Source organism: Pokkaliibacter sp. CJK22405 (genome assembly GCF_046614695.1).
Classification (GTDB): Bacteria; Pseudomonadota; Gammaproteobacteria; order Pseudomonadales; family Balneatricaceae; genus Pokkaliibacter.
Map to the genome: position 1 here is coordinate 78,116 of NZ_JBKKHQ010000012.1, position 15,196 is coordinate 93,311.

At 52.8% G+C, this 15,196-nt stretch carries 12 protein-coding genes; all 12 read left to right on the top strand.

Going from position 1 to position 15,196, the window contains the following annotated elements:
* Window positions 1-166: 166 nt before the first annotated feature.
* The 12 genes from ACKC9G_RS07685 to ACKC9G_RS07740 all read left to right on the top strand — a co-directional run bounded on the left by ACKC9G_RS07685 (window position 167) and on the right by ACKC9G_RS07740 (window position 15,153).
* On the top strand, window positions 167-1,438 hold the full coding sequence (locus tag ACKC9G_RS07685) for an ABC transporter substrate-binding protein (RefSeq protein WP_411404355.1): 1,272 nt from the start codon (window positions 167-169) through the stop codon (window positions 1,436-1,438).
* 78 nt (window positions 1,439-1,516) lie between these two features.
* Window positions 1,517-2,446, top strand: a complete 930-nt coding sequence (locus tag ACKC9G_RS07690) for a carbohydrate ABC transporter permease (RefSeq protein WP_411404356.1) — start codon at window positions 1,517-1,519, stop codon at window positions 2,444-2,446.
* A gap of 25 nt (window positions 2,447-2,471) precedes the next feature.
* Window positions 2,472-3,317 (top strand): carbohydrate ABC transporter permease, encoded by an 846-nt coding sequence (locus ACKC9G_RS07695; protein WP_411404357.1) that lies wholly within the window; start codon window positions 2,472-2,474, stop codon window positions 3,315-3,317.
* Window positions 3,318-3,359: 42 nt separating this feature from the next.
* Window positions 3,360-4,451, top strand: coding sequence for an ABC transporter ATP-binding protein (locus tag ACKC9G_RS07700; protein WP_411404358.1), 1,092 nt, complete (start codon window positions 3,360-3,362; stop codon window positions 4,449-4,451).
* A gap of 105 nt (window positions 4,452-4,556) precedes the next feature.
* Complete coding sequence (locus tag ACKC9G_RS07705; RefSeq protein ID WP_411404359.1) at window positions 4,557-5,360, top strand: GntR family transcriptional regulator; 804 nt, start codon at window positions 4,557-4,559, stop codon at window positions 5,358-5,360.
* A gap of 170 nt (window positions 5,361-5,530) precedes the next feature.
* Window positions 5,531-6,130, top strand: a complete 600-nt coding sequence (gene ssb / locus ACKC9G_RS07710; RefSeq protein ID WP_411404360.1) for a single-stranded DNA-binding protein — start codon at window positions 5,531-5,533, stop codon at window positions 6,128-6,130.
* Between the two features lie 1,157 nt (window positions 6,131-7,287).
* Window positions 7,288-9,162 (top strand): P-loop NTPase fold protein, encoded by a 1,875-nt coding sequence (locus tag ACKC9G_RS07715; RefSeq protein ID WP_411404361.1) that lies wholly within the window; start codon window positions 7,288-7,290, stop codon window positions 9,160-9,162.
* Window positions 9,143-10,054 (top strand): Qat anti-phage system associated protein QatB, encoded by a 912-nt coding sequence (gene qatB, locus ACKC9G_RS07720; RefSeq protein ID WP_411404362.1) that lies wholly within the window; start codon window positions 9,143-9,145, stop codon window positions 10,052-10,054. The genes ACKC9G_RS07715 and qatB overlap by 20 nt, the downstream gene beginning before the upstream one ends.
* Complete coding sequence (qatC, locus tag ACKC9G_RS07725; protein WP_411404363.1) at window positions 10,051-11,331, top strand: Qat anti-phage system QueC-like protein QatC; 1,281 nt, start codon at window positions 10,051-10,053, stop codon at window positions 11,329-11,331. The genes qatB and qatC overlap by 4 nt, the downstream gene beginning before the upstream one ends.
* A 143-nt stretch (window positions 11,332-11,474) precedes the next feature.
* A complete protein-coding gene (locus tag ACKC9G_RS07730) occupies window positions 11,475-12,437 on the top strand; it encodes a patatin-like phospholipase family protein (RefSeq protein WP_411404364.1) in 963 nt (320 codons plus the stop codon).
* A 12-nt stretch (window positions 12,438-12,449) separates the two neighbouring features.
* The gene (locus ACKC9G_RS07735) at window positions 12,450-13,343 is read left to right on the top strand and encodes a nucleotidyltransferase (RefSeq protein WP_411404365.1); all 894 of its coding nucleotides are present in this window, start codon (window positions 12,450-12,452) and stop codon (window positions 13,341-13,343) included.
* Between the two features lie 64 nt (window positions 13,344-13,407).
* On the top strand, window positions 13,408-15,153 hold the full coding sequence (locus ACKC9G_RS07740) for a hypothetical protein (protein WP_411404366.1): 1,746 nt from the start codon (window positions 13,408-13,410) through the stop codon (window positions 15,151-15,153).
* Window positions 15,154-15,196 lie beyond the last annotated feature (43 nt).

The window sequence follows — 15,196 nt, forward strand, 5'->3', positions numbered from 1 at the left end:
TAATTATAAATATTCTGTCAATACGGCATTTTATGAAAAAAATTTAGCCGTTGGTCTTGCAAGTGGATTAGTAGTGGTATTAGTTTGGTATTTTTGAAGCGTGAACTGAGACCGTCTGAAAATAATAACCACACCCTACCACCTGATTAATTGTGAGAGAGCGGATATGTCGGAAGTTACTACCCCTCGGCGCTGGCTGGGCCTGACAGCACTGGCCGCAGGCCTTACCCTGAGTTCTGCGGCTATGGCAGCCGAGCAAATCAGCATCGAAAGCTGGCGCAGCGATGATGCCAACATCTGGAATGACACCATCATTCCTGCCTTCGAGAAAAAGCATCCGGATATCGACGTCAAGTTCACGCCGACCCCTCCGACAGAATACAACTCGGCTCTGCAAGCCCGACTGTCTGCAGGCTCTGCCGGTGATCTCATCGCCTGTCGCCCCTTTGACGCCTCGCTGGAACTCTACAAAAAAGGCTACCTGAGCAAACTGAATGGTTTGCCGGGCCTGGATGAGTATTCCGATGTCGCCAAGACTGCCTGGCAAACGGATGATGGCAGCGAACAGTTCTGTCTGCCGCTGGCTTCAGTGATTCATGGCTTTATCTACAACAAGGAAATCTTCAAGGAGCTTGGCCTGAACGTGCCCAAGACCGAGAGTGAGTTCTTTGATGTGCTGAAGAAAATCAAAGATGACGGCCAGTACACGCCACTGGTGATGGGCACTGCCGATCAGTGGGAAGCCGCGACCATGGGCTTTCAGAATATCGGCCCGAATTACTGGAAGGGCGAAGAAGGACGTAAGGCGCTGATTGATGGCTCTGCCAAATTCACCGATGAGCCTTATGTGAAAACCTTTGATGAGCTGGCCAAGTGGGCACCTTACATGAAGCGCGGTTATCAATCGCTTAAATACGCTGATGCTCAGAACCTGTTCTCTCTGGGACGCGGTGCGATTTACCCTGCCGGCTCCTGGGATATTCAGACCTTTAATCAACAGGCTGATTTTGAATTCGGCGCCTTCAAACCACCGGTTCCGGACGGTCAGGACAGCTGCTACATCAGTGACCATACGGATATCGGTATGGGGATTAATGCCAGTAGCAAGCATCAGGAAGCCGCAAAAAACTTCCTGAACTGGATGGCCAGCGAAGAGTTTGCTCAGCTGTTTGCCAATGCTTCACCTGGCTTCTTCCCGCTGTCGAAATCACCGGTGCAGATCAAGGATCCGGTCGCACAGGAATTTGTCAGCTGGCGCCAGGAGTGCAAGACCACCATCCGCAACTCCTACCAGATTCTCTCTCGCGGTACGCCTAACCTAGAGAATGAACTCTGGAACGTCAGTGCTCAGGTGATCAACGGTACATTGACGCCGAAGCAGGCAACCGAGCAGCTCGAAGACGGGCTCTCCAAGTGGTATGCCCCGCATCAGAAATAATCACGCGTAAAAGGGTGTGAGTCACCGGTGGCGTTGCTGCCGGTGATACCCTGATGCACCTGCCGAGGTAGAGTTCCCATGAAGGCACCGAGTCGCCGCGCCTTTCCCTGGCATATCCTGGTTTTTCTGGTTCCGGGATTGGCCATTTACCTGACCTTCAGCGTTTACCCGCTGATTGATACCCTGATTCTGAGCCTCTTTGGCGATGGCCAGAATGGACATTCCTCAGGCTTTGTCGGCCTGCAGAACTTCGTCACGCTGCTGACGGATGATGCCTGGTCTGATGCGTTCTGGAATGCCCTGTGGAATAACTTCAAATTCTTCTTTATCCACATGCTGCTGCAAAACCCGATTGGATTATTGCTGGCGGTACTGCTCAGTTCGCCCAAGCTGCGCCTGCGAAATACCTATCGCACCCTGATTTTTATGCCGACCATGCTGTCGGTGGTGATTATCGGCTTTGTCTGGCAGTTGCTGCTAAGCCCGATTTGGGGCATTGCCGAAAACTTTATGTACGCCATCGGCCTTGGCAATTACTTTGATGCCTGGTTGGGCAAGCAAAGTACCGCGCTGATTACCCTTGGCTTTATTTCCGTATGGCAGTTTGTTGGTATCCCGATGATGCTGATCTATGCGGCACTGCTGAATATTCCTGATGAGATTGTCGATGCCGGTGTGGTCGATGGTGCTAATCCGTTGCAGGTGTTCTGGAACATCAAACTGCCGCTGATTCTGCCGACGATTGCCATGGTGTCGATTCTGACCTTCGTGGCCAACTTCAATGCCTTCGAGCTGATTTACGCCGTTAAAGGGGCGCTTGCCGGGCCGAATTTCTCGACGGATATCATGGGCTCGTTTTTCTATCGCACCTTCTTTGGCTTCCAGCTACAGCAGGGCAGCCCCTCCATGGGCGCGGCCGTCGCCACCCTGATGTTCCTGATCATTCTGGTGGGCGTCATGATCTTCCTGCTGTTTATTCAGCGCCGTATTAATCGCTTCCAGCTCTGAGAGCCGACGCCAAAAAGGAGAAACCATGTCCTGGTTAGCAAAGACGCGGCGGCACTCGAAAGCCTTGAGCGTGCATGCCGTGCTGATTATTTACACCCTGATCGCGCTGTTCCCGATTCTGGTGATCATTGTGAATGCCTTTAAAAGCCGCAAAGCCATTTTTCGGGACCCGATGGCACTGCCCACTGCCGAGACGCTGCATTTGGGAGGTTTCGAGCAGGTGCTGACCCGCTCGGATTTTGGCCTCTATGCCTATAACTCGCTGATTGTCACCGTGGTGGCTGTGGGTTTGGTACTGCTGCTTGGCGCCATGGCGGCCTGGGCGCTGACGGAGTATCGCTTTCGCGGCAACTGGGTGCTGGCGGCGCTGTTTGCCATGGGCATCATGATTCCGATTCGTCTGGGCACGGTGAGTATTCTTGATCTCATGGTGAAGCTGGATCTGGTCAACACCCTGACAGCACTGGTGCTGGTTTATATCGCCCAGGGATTGCCGTTGGCGGTGTATATCCTCTCGGAGTTTGTGCGCACTATTCCCAATGAACTTAAAGAAGCGGCGCGCTGTGATGGCGTGAGTGAGTACAAGATTTTCTTCAGTGTCATTCTGCCGCTCTTGCGTCCGGCGATGGCGACCGTTGCGGTGTTCACCATGATCCCGATCTGGAATGACCTCTGGTTCCCGCTGATTCTGGCGCCCGGTGAGGAAAGCCGCACGATCACTCTGGGAGTGCAGCAATTCGTCGGCCAGTACGTGACGGACTGGAATGCCGTGCTCTCTTCCCTGACCTTGGCCATCGTGCCTGTACTGATTCTCTATCTGATCTTCTCGCGCCAGCTGATCCGCGGCCTGACCGCAGGAGCAGTGAAGTAATGGCATGCCTGCTGATAGAGAAACTTATTGCGAGACTGACTGATGGCTAACGTACAACTGAAAAATCTGAAAAAACGCTTCAAGGATGTCGGCGTGTTGCACGGCATTGACCTGGACATCAAGGACGGTGAGTTCGTGGTGCTGGTCGGTGAATCCGGCTGTGGGAAATCCACGTTATTGCGTCTGCTGGCGGGCCTTGAGGACATCTCCGAAGGCTCCTTGCTGATTGATGGCGAAGAGGTCAACCACCAGAGCCCGGCCGAGCGCGGCATTGCCATGGTGTTTCAGTCCTATGCGCTATACCCGCACATGAGTGTCTACAAGAACATGGCCTTCGGCCTCAAGATTGCCGGAGCCAGCAAGGACGCTATCCGCGAGAAAGTCGTCGAAGCAGCGCGCAAACTGAAGATTGATCATCTGCTGGAGCGCTTGCCGCGCGAGTTATCCGGCGGCCAGCGTCAGCGTGTTGCCATTGGTCGCGCCATCGTGCGTGACCCAAAAGTCTTTCTCTTTGATGAGCCGCTATCGAACCTGGATGCTTCCCTTCGCGTGCAAACCCGCGTTGAGCTGGGCAAGCTGCATCAGGAGCTGAGTGCCACTATTATTTATGTCACCCACGATCAGGTGGAAGCCATGACGCTGGGGGACAAAATTGTAGTGATGAATGAAGGCCGCATCGAACAGTGCGGACAGCCGCTGGAGCTGTATCACCATCCGCGAACTCGCTTCGTTGCTGAGTTTATTGGCTCGCCACGCATGAACATGCTGCCCGCAAAAGTCGAAAGTGCCACGACGGAGCAGGTTCAGGTGGTGTTGGCGGACGGCACGCTGGCCACAGTTGCCGTCAAGGGCGATAGCCTTAAAGCCGGTCAGAGTGTCAGTTTGGGAATTCGCCCGGAACATCTGCGTCTGAGTGAAACGGCGACAACGCATTTCTCCTGTGCAGTCACCTTGCTCGAAGAGCTGGGCGAGCTGAGTTATGTCTATCTGGAAGCCGCAGAGGGCATGGAGCTGATTGCCAAAATTGACGGACACATTCCCCTCAGTGTCGGCAGTAAACTGATGCTGGGCTTTGAACCAGCGCAGGCGCACCTGTTTACCGAGGATGGTCTGGCCTTGCCACGGATAGTCTAAGCGGATGCAATGAAAGCGTTGTTCAACTTGGCGAGGGGCGGGGTGAGGGATACCATGCAGCCCACTGCCTGAAACGGACGGCAACGGGGGAACATCAAGGAATCCATGAAAGCGGCATTTGTTAACCAGCTACTTGGCCCGGCCGAGCAACTTAAAGCCTCGGCGACGCCGCTCTATCTGCAGCTGTACGGTCTGATTCGCAGTACGATTCGTGAAGGTCGTCTCAAATCCGGCGAAGCCCTGCCTTCAGAGCGGGATCTCGCTGCCCAGATGAATGTCTCCCGCGTGACGGTGCGCCGGGCGCTGGATCGGCTGGTGGAAGAGGGCATCTGTATACAGCGCCAGGGCGCAGGCACCTTTGTCAGCGAACGTGTCGAGCAACCGCTGAACCGCCTGAAAAGCTTCACCGAAGTGATGCAGGAGCGCGGCATGGTGACTTTTTCCCGCTGGCTGGATCGCTCTCTTGGCGTTGCCCATGACGATGAACGTCGTGCGCTGCAGCTGGAGGAAGGCGAGGAAGTGGTACGTTTCTATCGCCTGCGATTTGCCAATCATCAGCCGATGGCCATTGAGTGGGCGGCGGTGCCAACACGTATCATCGCCAATCCCTTTACTGTCGAGGATTCACTCTACCGTTTGATGGATGAGCAGGGCGTCCGCCCCGTGCGGGCCTTGCAGCGACTGCGTGCTGTTTCCATTGATGCCACCCGGGCGGAACTCCTGCAGATTCCGGCGGAAAGTGCAGTGCTTTATATCGAGCGTATCGGTATCGGCGCTGACGAGCAGCGCGTTGAATTTACCCGCTCCTGGTTCCCCGGTGACAGCTATGACTTCGTTGCGGAAATCCGTGATAACGCCATCGACTCGGTGCCGCAAGGGCTGGAGAGCAGTCACGACTGCCCGTCCTGAATGGCTTGTTGATAGAAGCCCTAAATCTCGCCATACTCTTGTGCCAAACCCTCTGAGGCTTATTGAAGGCTGGACAAATATCCAGTCTTTTTCTAGAGTAAACCTCACTTCATTCGACATTCCAGCGGCCGGTGCGACCGGCGGCTGTCTCAACATCGCGGGAGAAAGACATGGCACGTGGTGTCAACAAGGTCATCCTCATTGGTAACCTGGGAACCGACCCGGAAGTTCGCTACATGCCTAATGGAAACGCGGTAGCCAACATCAACCTGGCGACCAGTGAAAGCTGGAAAGACAAAAACACCGGGCAGATGAACGAGCGTACTGAATGGCACCGTGTCGTGTTCTTCGGTCGTCTGGCGGAAGTGGTTGGCCAGTACGCACGTAAAGGCTCCAAGCTGTATATCGAAGGCAAACTGCAAACCCGTAAATGGCAGGACCAGAGCGGTCAGGACCGTTACACCACCGAAGTTGTGGTCGATATGACAGGTTCCATGCAGTTGCTGGATGGCCGTGGTGATAACAGCGGCGGCGGTAACTACGACAACATGAACCAGGGTGGTGGTTACGATCAGGGAGGTTACCAGCAGTCTGCTCCTCAGCAGTCTCGCCAGCCTCAGGGCGGCGGCGGTTATCAGCAGAACAATAACGCCCCTCAGGGCGGTGGCAACTACGGCCAGCAGAGCGCGCCACAACAACGTGCGCCTCAGCAGCCACCTGCCGCGCCTCAGAACAATTTCGACGATTTCGACGACGATATTCCCTTCTAGAGGCGACCTGAGATAACAGTGTAAAGTTTATATCTGAACCCCCTCATTCATAGGGGGTTATTTTTTTAGAGTGTAAAATTATCTGTTGATGATTTTTAGGTGGTTTGTAACCATGCAAAATGTAAATTTTTATGTGGTCATGAGTATTATTTAGATACATCAGCCCTGTACATAAGGCTCTTTTTTAAGGTCTGCAGGGTGCTACTCATAAACTGATTTATTAGTATATTGAAAAGCTAATGATCGATTTTCAAAGGTGGGGCGAAAATCTTGTGGAAAAATAAGAATGGAGATGGTGATTGTTTCGGCATTATGTAAGGATAAATCGAAACGCCTATTTAGTTGACGTATGGATTTTTACGCAATTTTTAAGTCTTAAAAAATATATGTCAATAGCCTTTTATATATTGATAATAATATTCCTCATTTATCAGAATCTAGTTAATAAAGCATCTTATAAATCTCAGTCAGGATGGCAACAATCATCGACACCTTAGAGTTGAGCTTGCGATAATCTTCAATTGGATTTTTCTATCGATGCAGTAAGCATGAGTTGCTGCTAGTAGCGCAAGAAGAAAACGACATAAAAAATGGTGATTCAGATGATAGGATGGTGAAGAATTGCCTGCTGCTTATATAGAGGTGCGCTTTATCACCAAAATCAAAGAAGTATCATCACGTGATATTCGCCATTAATCGTGGGAGATGAACTCTCGAATTTGGACGTCATAGTGATGAGTATTCATTTTAGCCATTACTACCGCTTCCCCGAGCTGTATTAACACTGTAGTGGCGTTCATATTACGCGCTGCAAAGCTTGCGCAGCTCCTACCATCTTCATGGTTGATTGTATCTCAATTATCATTCATTAGTGAAAAATGACATTGCCCACTTTCTTACCATAGGTCAATTTTGGGTTAAACGTCGCATTGATAGTGTGCTATACAGGATACAAGGGGATATATAATAGCAGGCACACTGGGGAGTGTCTGCTCGAGGATATCTGAGTTTTTGGGTGGAACTGGACGGTGGGCTGTCACAAGATTTAGCTCAGTCGGTTATTTTAATAATGAATGGCAAGTTGCCTTCATCCGCCTCGAATTCAATACTGTGGGTATATCAGCGTAGCTTTATGCTCACTGCTGCCAAGGAGGGAAATGGTGTGGGTCGATAACGAAACAGATAAAGACTTCCTCAATTTTTCTGGGGTCGCCGACACCGTTGCAGAGATTGTCTATCAGGCTAATGGGCGTCCCATTTCTATCGGCGTTTCTGGTGCCTGGGGTGCCGGCAAGTCGTCGATGATCAAGCTGATCCAAGCGTCGTTGCGCAATCCTCGAGAGTCAGGTAAGAAACCAGAGAAAGACTTTGTCTTCGTCGAGTTCAATGCTTGGCTGTACCAAGGGTACGATGATGCTCGTGCTGCGCTGATGGATGTCATCGCGTCCCGCCTGCAGGAAGAGGCGGAGGCGCGGCAGACCGCACTCGACAAAGTTTACGAGTTGGGTGAGCGGGTGAATTGGCTACGGGTAGCCAAGATCATGGGCGGTGCCGCTGTTTCGGTTGCTGCTGGTATGCCGATGCCCGGCCTGGTCGGCGATGTGTGGAGCGTGGCCAAGCATTGGTGGTCTGGGGACATCAATCAGGAGACAGTTAGCGCAACGCATGAGCAGGCTGGTAAGGCTGTCGATGAAGCTAAGCAACTCATCAAGGCTAAGCCCAAGAAGCCTTCGCCGCCCAAGGAGATTCAGGCGCTTCGGGACAACTTCGAGGCTGTCTTGGATGAGTTGGGTGTCACACTTGTGGTGTTGATCGACGATCTGGATCGCTGCCTGCCCGAAACCACCATTTCGACGCTTGAGGCCATCCGGCTGTTCTTGTTCCTGCGTAACACCGCCTTCGTTATTGCTGCTGACAACGAGATGATCAAGCATGCGGTGCGCCGGCATTTCAGCGGCGTCCCAGATGATGTGCTGGTCACCAGCTACTTCGACAAACTGATCCAGGTTCCCATTCGGGTGCCGCCGCTAGGCACGCAGGAAGTCCGGGCATACATGATGATGCTGTTCACTGAGAACAGTGGATTGCCCAAGGACGAGATCGAGATTATTCGCGTCAAAGTTCGCGATCAGCTTCGGACAACATGGCAAGGTGGTCGGGTTGACCGCGCTTTCATGCAATCCCTGTCCACGAGCTACGAACCCGAGCTCATCGGGAAATTCGACACTGCCGAGCGTCTTGCTGCGGTGATGACTTCGGCGTCCGGTATCCACGGCAACCCTCGGCTCATAAAGCGTTTTTTGAATGCCTTGGCGATCCGGATGAGCATTTCACGTGCTCACGGTGTGGGTGTCGATGAGGCGGCGCTGGTCAAGCTGATGTTGTTTGAGCGTAGTGGCAATCCGAAAGCCTTCGAGGAACTGATGAAGGCAGTCGCGACAGATAAGCACGGCAAGCCCGTGATGCTGGCCGACTGGGAAACGGATGCGAAGCAAGGCAAGGAGTTGTCCTTGGGTCAACCATGGGATCACCCCTTTGTGAAAGAGTGGCTAGCCCTGCCACCTGCACTGGCGGATAAGGACTTGCGCGGTGCCATCTACGTCAGCCGCGAACATGCACCTATCATCACCGACGAAGACCGTATCTCCTCGAAGGCTGCCGAGCTTCTGACCGCATTGCTCGATTCGCCCGATATGGCGCCTCAGCTCAAGGCGGCTCTTGGGCAGATTGTCCCTGCCGAAGTCAACGTCATCATGGATCGACTGCTTGACAAGGCTGGTGATGAGCAGGAATGGGGTGTGCCACCTATTCTGGATGCGATGCTGGTCATAGCTGGCATCGATGGTTTGCAGGGGCCGCGCCTTGCCGCTTTTTTGAAAGAACGCCCACCTGCACAGATTCAGGCTGGGATCGTGCCCAAGCTCAAAGATGAGAGCTGGGCGAAGTCTGTATTCGATCACTGGCAAAGCCTTGATGTCAGTCCCCCCGTAAAGGCCGCGATAAGGAAGTTGAATGGGAACGTCCCAAAATAGTGATGGGCCAGGCAAGGGGGTGCCAATGGTGCCCCCATGGACGCCGCCAATGCCCCCGGTACCGCCACCTTCTGTCCCTCCTCAACCTCCAGGACCCCCGGCACCTGAGCCACCAGATCCTGGAGATGATCAGTCTGATCCGGATGGGCAGCCCGACGGATTTCCTGAGGGTGATGACGACCCCAAGACGGCACCACAGTCGCCACCACCCTTGGCGCCGCCAGGCCGCTTTGGCGGCGCGCGCAAAGGCTTGGGCGACTATGCCAGGAATGGTGACCGCAGTGGCCTTCAACGCAGCCTGAGACACTACGTCAAACATGGCTATGGTGGTGCCAAGACCACCACGGCTCGATTTGGCGGTACGGCTGCAGTTGCCGCGATACTGGGTGGCACCCTTCAGTCCGTGGCTGAAGGAACCAGCCAGACTAATGCGAACCCTATCGATCCCGTATTGCTGAACGGTCGATCTGCCTCGGAAGTCATGGATGCGTTAGTCGAGGCTATCCGGCCAGTCGATGGAACTCAGGATGCGGAAGCAGAGCGAGCCTCGATCAGGGGGTCGTTGTCCGATGTGCTCGTGAAGCACCCCAAAGCCGATCTGCTCAATCTGGCGCCGGAGGAACGGGCCTACGCGATCGAGCGTTTCACTGCAATGGATGTGTTCCATCGGTACGAGCTTGATCTGGGGAAAACCGTCCAAGAAAAAGCGTCATCGGCTCTGGTCGCTGTGCGCCGTTTGAAAGAGATCAAGGAATACATCAAAGAGTGCGTCTCGGCCTCCTTTCGCACCATTGCTGCCACTGGAGCGCGGTTGACAACTGGACGTATCTCCCAGGTCGTAACCCAGGCGTTACAGGAGACTTTTGAGGTCTTCGAGGGGTATGTTGAATGAAGTTTGTTTGTGGCCCTGCAGGATTTCAGGTGCGAGCTGTCGAGCAAGCAATGTCAGTAGTGATTTATGGCCAAGCAGAGAAGGGTCAAGTTAGTGTTGGAGGGTATACCCGCCATTTGCTTGAGAAGTCGCACCTGGAAATCTCAGCTCAAGCATGGGATTTTCTGAGCATTGCGCTTTCTGTCGTCGCTGCCGATTTCACCGACCTGCGTGCGAAAAGCGCAGATGGCTGGACACGTACGCTCGAACTTCATATTGCTGTTCAGGATCCCGTACTTTGGAATGGCCAGGCACGAGCGCTGGAAGCTGCATTGGGCTTTCTGACAACCGATGTTTGGACGTTCGTGTTCCATCCGGGAGGGTATGGGCCACCGGCTCAGATGCAAGCAATACATCCCCAAGAAGAGTCAGTGGCTTTGCTGTCTGGCGGGATGGATAGCTTGATTGGCGCCATCGACCTGGTCACTCAGGGGGGGAGGCCATACGCCGTCAGCCAGATCGTGCGAGGTGATGGCCAGAAGCAGCATGACTTTGCTCGCAGTCTTGGGTTGTCCAGGATCGGCCTTAATCACGTTGCCAAATCTCCGGGGCCTCAGGAACCTTCACAGCGGGCGCGCTCTATCGTGTTCCTGGCCTTTGGATTAGCTGTCGCGACGTCGCTTGATCGATACCATCAAGGTGGTCGTGTGCCTCTCTACATTTGCGAGAATGGCTTTATCGCGATCAATCCGCCGCTGACAGTGACCCGGCTCGGCAGCTTGAGTACTCGTACTGCCCATCCCGAATACCTCGGTCGGTTGCAGCAGGTATTTGATGCTGCCGGCATCAATGTTCAGATTCGCAACCCATACGCCCTAAAGACTAAGGGCGAGATGATGGAGGGATGCTTGAACCAGGACTTGCTCAAACAGCACGCTGTTACCTCGACCAGTTGTGGACGTTTTCAGCGCTTTGGGTACAAGCATTGCGGGCGATGTGTTCCATGCCAAGTCAGAAGAGCCTCATTCTTGTATTGGGGGAGAATACAAGACAGTACGCAATACATATATGAAGACTTGGGCATTGATAGCCCCAAGTATGGTCGATTCGAAGACGTTCGCTCCGTGGGCATGGCGGTGGCGAGCGTTTTCCTAGACGGGTTCGATCAGTGGTTAGGGCACAGTCTCTTTTCACCATTTATCACGGACAGGCATGGATACAAGCGAATGCTCGTACAAGGCCTTGATGAACTAGCCACATTGCATGCGTCGTATGGACTTAGTCTGCCGAGCAGATGAACCAGTTCGGTAAGATACAAAATGACTTATCGCAAGTTATTTAATCTTATCGTATTCCGACAAATAGGCAGTGAAATGCTTGTAGAAAAAGACCCACCTTAAACTTTTTCTAAAGCCTAAAAATTTTTGGTAAAACATAGCGAATGGCTGATTCTTCACCCCTATCTCTGCACGACACCAAGTATGTCAATGACGATGTTTGCCGCATTCTTGCGCTTGATGGCGGTGGTGCAAAAGGCTTTTACACGCTAGGAGTTCTCAAAGAAATTGAGGCGATGCTTGGATGTCCGTTGCACAAGAGGTTCGATCTTGTATTCGGTACGAGCACTGGGGCGATCATTGCCGCGCTCATCGCCCTGGGATACGAAGTGGATCAAATACACTCCCTTTACCTTGCGCACGTACCGCGGATTATGTCCAGTCGCTCAGCCGCAGCAAGAACAGCCGCACTCCAAGATTTGGCAAAGGAAGTATTCAAAGACAAAACCTTTGAGGATGTACTGACGGGAGTCGGGATTGTTGCCACGCGTTGGGTGACCGAGCGCCCCATGATCTTCAAAGGTAGCGTTGCGCAGGCTCATGGTCGCAAGGCTACCTTTAAACCCGGTTTTGGGGTGAGTATCGCCGACGCCGTGCAGGCATCTTGCTCTGCATATCCGTTTTTTGAAAGGAAAGTGGTCGTCACCGCAACTGGTGACAAGATCGAGCTGATTGATGGCGGCTATTGCGCAAACAATCCCACACTCTTTGCAATCGCCGACGCGACTGTTGCCTTGAAAAAGGATCACAAGGACATTCGGGTCGTAAACGTTGGTGTTGGCATCTATCCGGAGCCAAAACCAGGACTACTGCTGCGTATCGCCAAAAAATGGCTCGCCGTTCAGTTGCTTCAGAAGACTCTTGAGATTAACACGCAATCGATGGATCAGTTGCGCGATATCCTGTTCAAGGACATTCCTACTATTCGTATCAGCGATACCTTCGAACGACCGGAAATGGCGACAGACTTGCTTGAGTACAACCTTGATAAGTTGAATCTCCTTCGACAACGCGGTAGTGAGTCGTTCGCATCACGCGAGGCACAGCTAAGAGAATTCTTGATGTGATGGAGACAGAACATGGGAATACCTGAGTCGCAGCTCGAAGTCTGGTCCCACCAAGGGTCTATCAAGCAATCCGCCGCAACCTACCACGCCATCAAGGACGCACTGGAGGCCGCGAGTGCTGCGTACCACGGCAAGAACTATCAAGTCTTCCTGCAAGGCTCCTATGGGAACGACACAAACATCTACTCGGAAAGCGATGTGGATGTGGTCATACGACTTGATGATGTCTACTACGACGACCTGACATCGCTGTCGCCTGAAGATAAAGCTGCATACGACCATGCACGCGTTCCGGCCACCTACGCGTATGACCAGTACAAGAAGGATGTGATTAAGGCTCTTACCGATCGTTTTGGTTCTGACGTCAACGAGGGGGACAAGGCCATTGCTGTGGCTGCGAATGGCGGCAGGCGGAAAGCCGATGTCATCGCGGCGATGCAGTTCCGGCGTTATTGGAAGTTCAAGAGTATCCACGACGCGCAGTACACTGAGGGCATTTGTTTCTTCAACGGGGCAGGAGAACTCATCGCCAACTATCCGAAGCAGCATTCAGAGAACCTGACCACGAAGCATCAAGGCAGCAACCAGTGGCTAAAACCTATGGTTCGCATCCTGAAGAATATTCGAAGCAAGCTCGTTGATAACGGCACATTGCAGCCCGGCATCGCCCCATCGTACTACCTTGAAGGTTTGCTCTATAACGTGCCGAACGAAAAGTTCGGTTCCAGCTATGCGGATTCCTTCGTCAACGCAATAAATTGGATTCAGAACGAAGCGGACAAAAGCAAATTAGTGTGCGCCAATGAGCAGTACTACCTGCTTCGCAGTGGAACGCCAACCTGTTGGGAAGTCACTGACGCGGAGGCATTTATCAACGCCAGTATCGATCTCTGGAATGCTTGGTGAGGCAGTCTAAAAAGCAATCATTCGTCGCAAGAACAATGCGGCCTGCAAAAAGGTGAAGTTAGGAATGGGCGGTCGCGTCATCAACCTTTTCATGTGGGGATACCAAGACACCTACAGAATTCGGATTCAGTTGCTCGCCCGTGATGTCCTTAGGGAGTTGGGGGCACCAGCAGAGGCAGAGGTGCTTCTTGTTGGAGCGCGCAGCCCCGACAGTGGGAATCGGAATCCGGTGTGCGTAGAGCCGGAAGATGGAAAATGGCCTCTGTCGCTATTTGATGGCTTGCTCGATTCAGTCGAATCGGCTTACCGCAATCACGATATGCAGAATATGTTTTTTGGTGACGAGCCAAGTATGCGTGACAAGCCTGAGTGGATGCGCCGCGATGCGGTGCGCACTTCGGTTGGGCAGGCTCTCAAGGTCTCCGAAGTCGAACACGACGTGACTTCGTTCTGTGGTGAAGTCAGGCGCATCGGTGACTTCTATGTCGCCCCGGTTGTACAGATTCCCAATACCATTTTCTTGCAATTTCCACCATTGCATTCCAAGCCGATCAAACAGGGACAGTTTGGAAATGGATATCGCAGCCTAATCCATGCGGCAATGGCGGCAGTTCTGCATGAGGCTACCGAGGAGCTACACAATCCAGATCCGGGGCGCTTTACACATCGCAGCATGAGAAGTGCAGAAGAAATCGTGCGTATTGCGGCCAAGCACTTTATGCATACTCCAGGGCTGTCGATTGAGCAACGGTACGTCCATACCGATCTTTTCGATACGTTGAACCTTGTCTCTTCCCTTATGTACGAAGGCACAAAAGGCGTCGGGCATCTCATCTTCGTCGATCCTAACAACGACGCAGTCGAGTTCATGGTTAAGTTTGCTGAGCCAGTGACTTTTCGTGAGCCGAGGTGGGTTAGGAAGGTACTGCAGATGGCGACGACAGGTGTTGGAATTATTGCAGATAGCCAGCGTATCTACGGACTTGGACAACTGAAGGATTCGCATGATTCCAGCGCTCAGGACGCGTTCGCAGCAGCCTTTATCGATCACTATCACTGGGAGCTGCGTTGCGGCGATCACGTGCTACTTCGCAGTCATTACGCAGTGCCAAAACTTCCGCAAGAAGCCTTCGACAAGGCTGCCTTCATTGCAAATTATGCTCGACTGTTTCCAAAGTCGTTGCAAGAAAATGGATTGCTCCTGTGGAACCTGCTTCTGGCCCAGATTCGCCAAGAACACGGCAGCATGATCGTAGTCGCAGAAGATGCGGCCAGCGAAGCGCGCCGTCTCAGTAAGCAAGGTACCAGTATCGAACCGACCCAGCTTTCCGAAGCATTGCTCAGGAGTGTCAGTGGTATCGACGGAACTATACTGCTCGATCCCTCTGGCTTCTGCCACGCTATCGGGATCATTCTCGACGGAGAGGCGACCGATCAGTGCACGCCTTCAAGGGGATCTCGATATAACTCTGGCGTACGCTACGTGCAGGCGGGTAATCATCGACGACTTGCCATTATCGTTTCAGATGACCGTACGGTCGACATAATTCCTCGTCTCAGAGAATTGGTCAGCCGCGCTCTGATTGAGCAACATGTTGCTCGATTGGAAGAGGCAACACTCGACAATTATCACGACTCTAGAAGCTGGCTGGACGAGCATCGTTTCTACGTTAATACCGAGCAATGTTCCAGGATTAACCGAGCGATTGAGAGACTGGATGCTCTTCCGAAAGAAGTGGGGTTGATCTACCTAAGAACAAGAAGATTTGAAGTTCATCCTGAAATGGATGAAAGCTATCTCATTGACTAACGGAGCAATGCCATTGTTAGTGCTTTGCTTGAATGAGCGGAGC

What these genes read in the sequence shown, in the direction of transcription:
- ACKC9G_RS07690 (WP_411404356.1), top strand. Translation starts at nt 1,517, where the DNA reads ATGAAGGCACCGAGTCGCCGCGCCTTTCCCTGGCATATCCTGGTTTTT.
- ACKC9G_RS07695 (WP_411404357.1), top strand. Translation starts at nt 2,472, where the DNA reads ATGTCCTGGTTAGCAAAGACGCGGCGGCACTCGAAAGCCTTGAGCGTG.
- ACKC9G_RS07685 (WP_411404355.1), top strand. Translation starts at nt 167, where the DNA reads ATGTCGGAAGTTACTACCCCTCGGCGCTGGCTGGGCCTGACAGCACTG.
- qatC (WP_411404363.1), top strand. Translation starts at nt 10,051, where the DNA reads ATGAAGTTTGTTTGTGGCCCTGCAGGATTTCAGGTGCGAGCTGTCGAG.
- ACKC9G_RS07705 (WP_411404359.1), top strand. Translation starts at nt 4,557, where the DNA reads ATGAAAGCGGCATTTGTTAACCAGCTACTTGGCCCGGCCGAGCAACTT.
- ssb (WP_411404360.1), top strand. Translation starts at nt 5,531, where the DNA reads ATGGCACGTGGTGTCAACAAGGTCATCCTCATTGGTAACCTGGGAACC.
- ACKC9G_RS07740 (WP_411404366.1), top strand. Translation starts at nt 13,408, where the DNA reads ATGGGCGGTCGCGTCATCAACCTTTTCATGTGGGGATACCAAGACACC.
- qatB (WP_411404362.1), top strand. Translation starts at nt 9,143, where the DNA reads ATGGGAACGTCCCAAAATAGTGATGGGCCAGGCAAGGGGGTGCCAATG.
- ACKC9G_RS07700 (WP_411404358.1), top strand. Translation starts at nt 3,360, where the DNA reads ATGGCTAACGTACAACTGAAAAATCTGAAAAAACGCTTCAAGGATGTC.
- ACKC9G_RS07730 (WP_411404364.1), top strand. Translation starts at nt 11,475, where the DNA reads ATGGCTGATTCTTCACCCCTATCTCTGCACGACACCAAGTATGTCAAT.
- ACKC9G_RS07735 (WP_411404365.1), top strand. Translation starts at nt 12,450, where the DNA reads ATGGGAATACCTGAGTCGCAGCTCGAAGTCTGGTCCCACCAAGGGTCT.
- ACKC9G_RS07715 (WP_411404361.1), top strand. Translation starts at nt 7,288, where the DNA reads ATGGTGTGGGTCGATAACGAAACAGATAAAGACTTCCTCAATTTTTCT.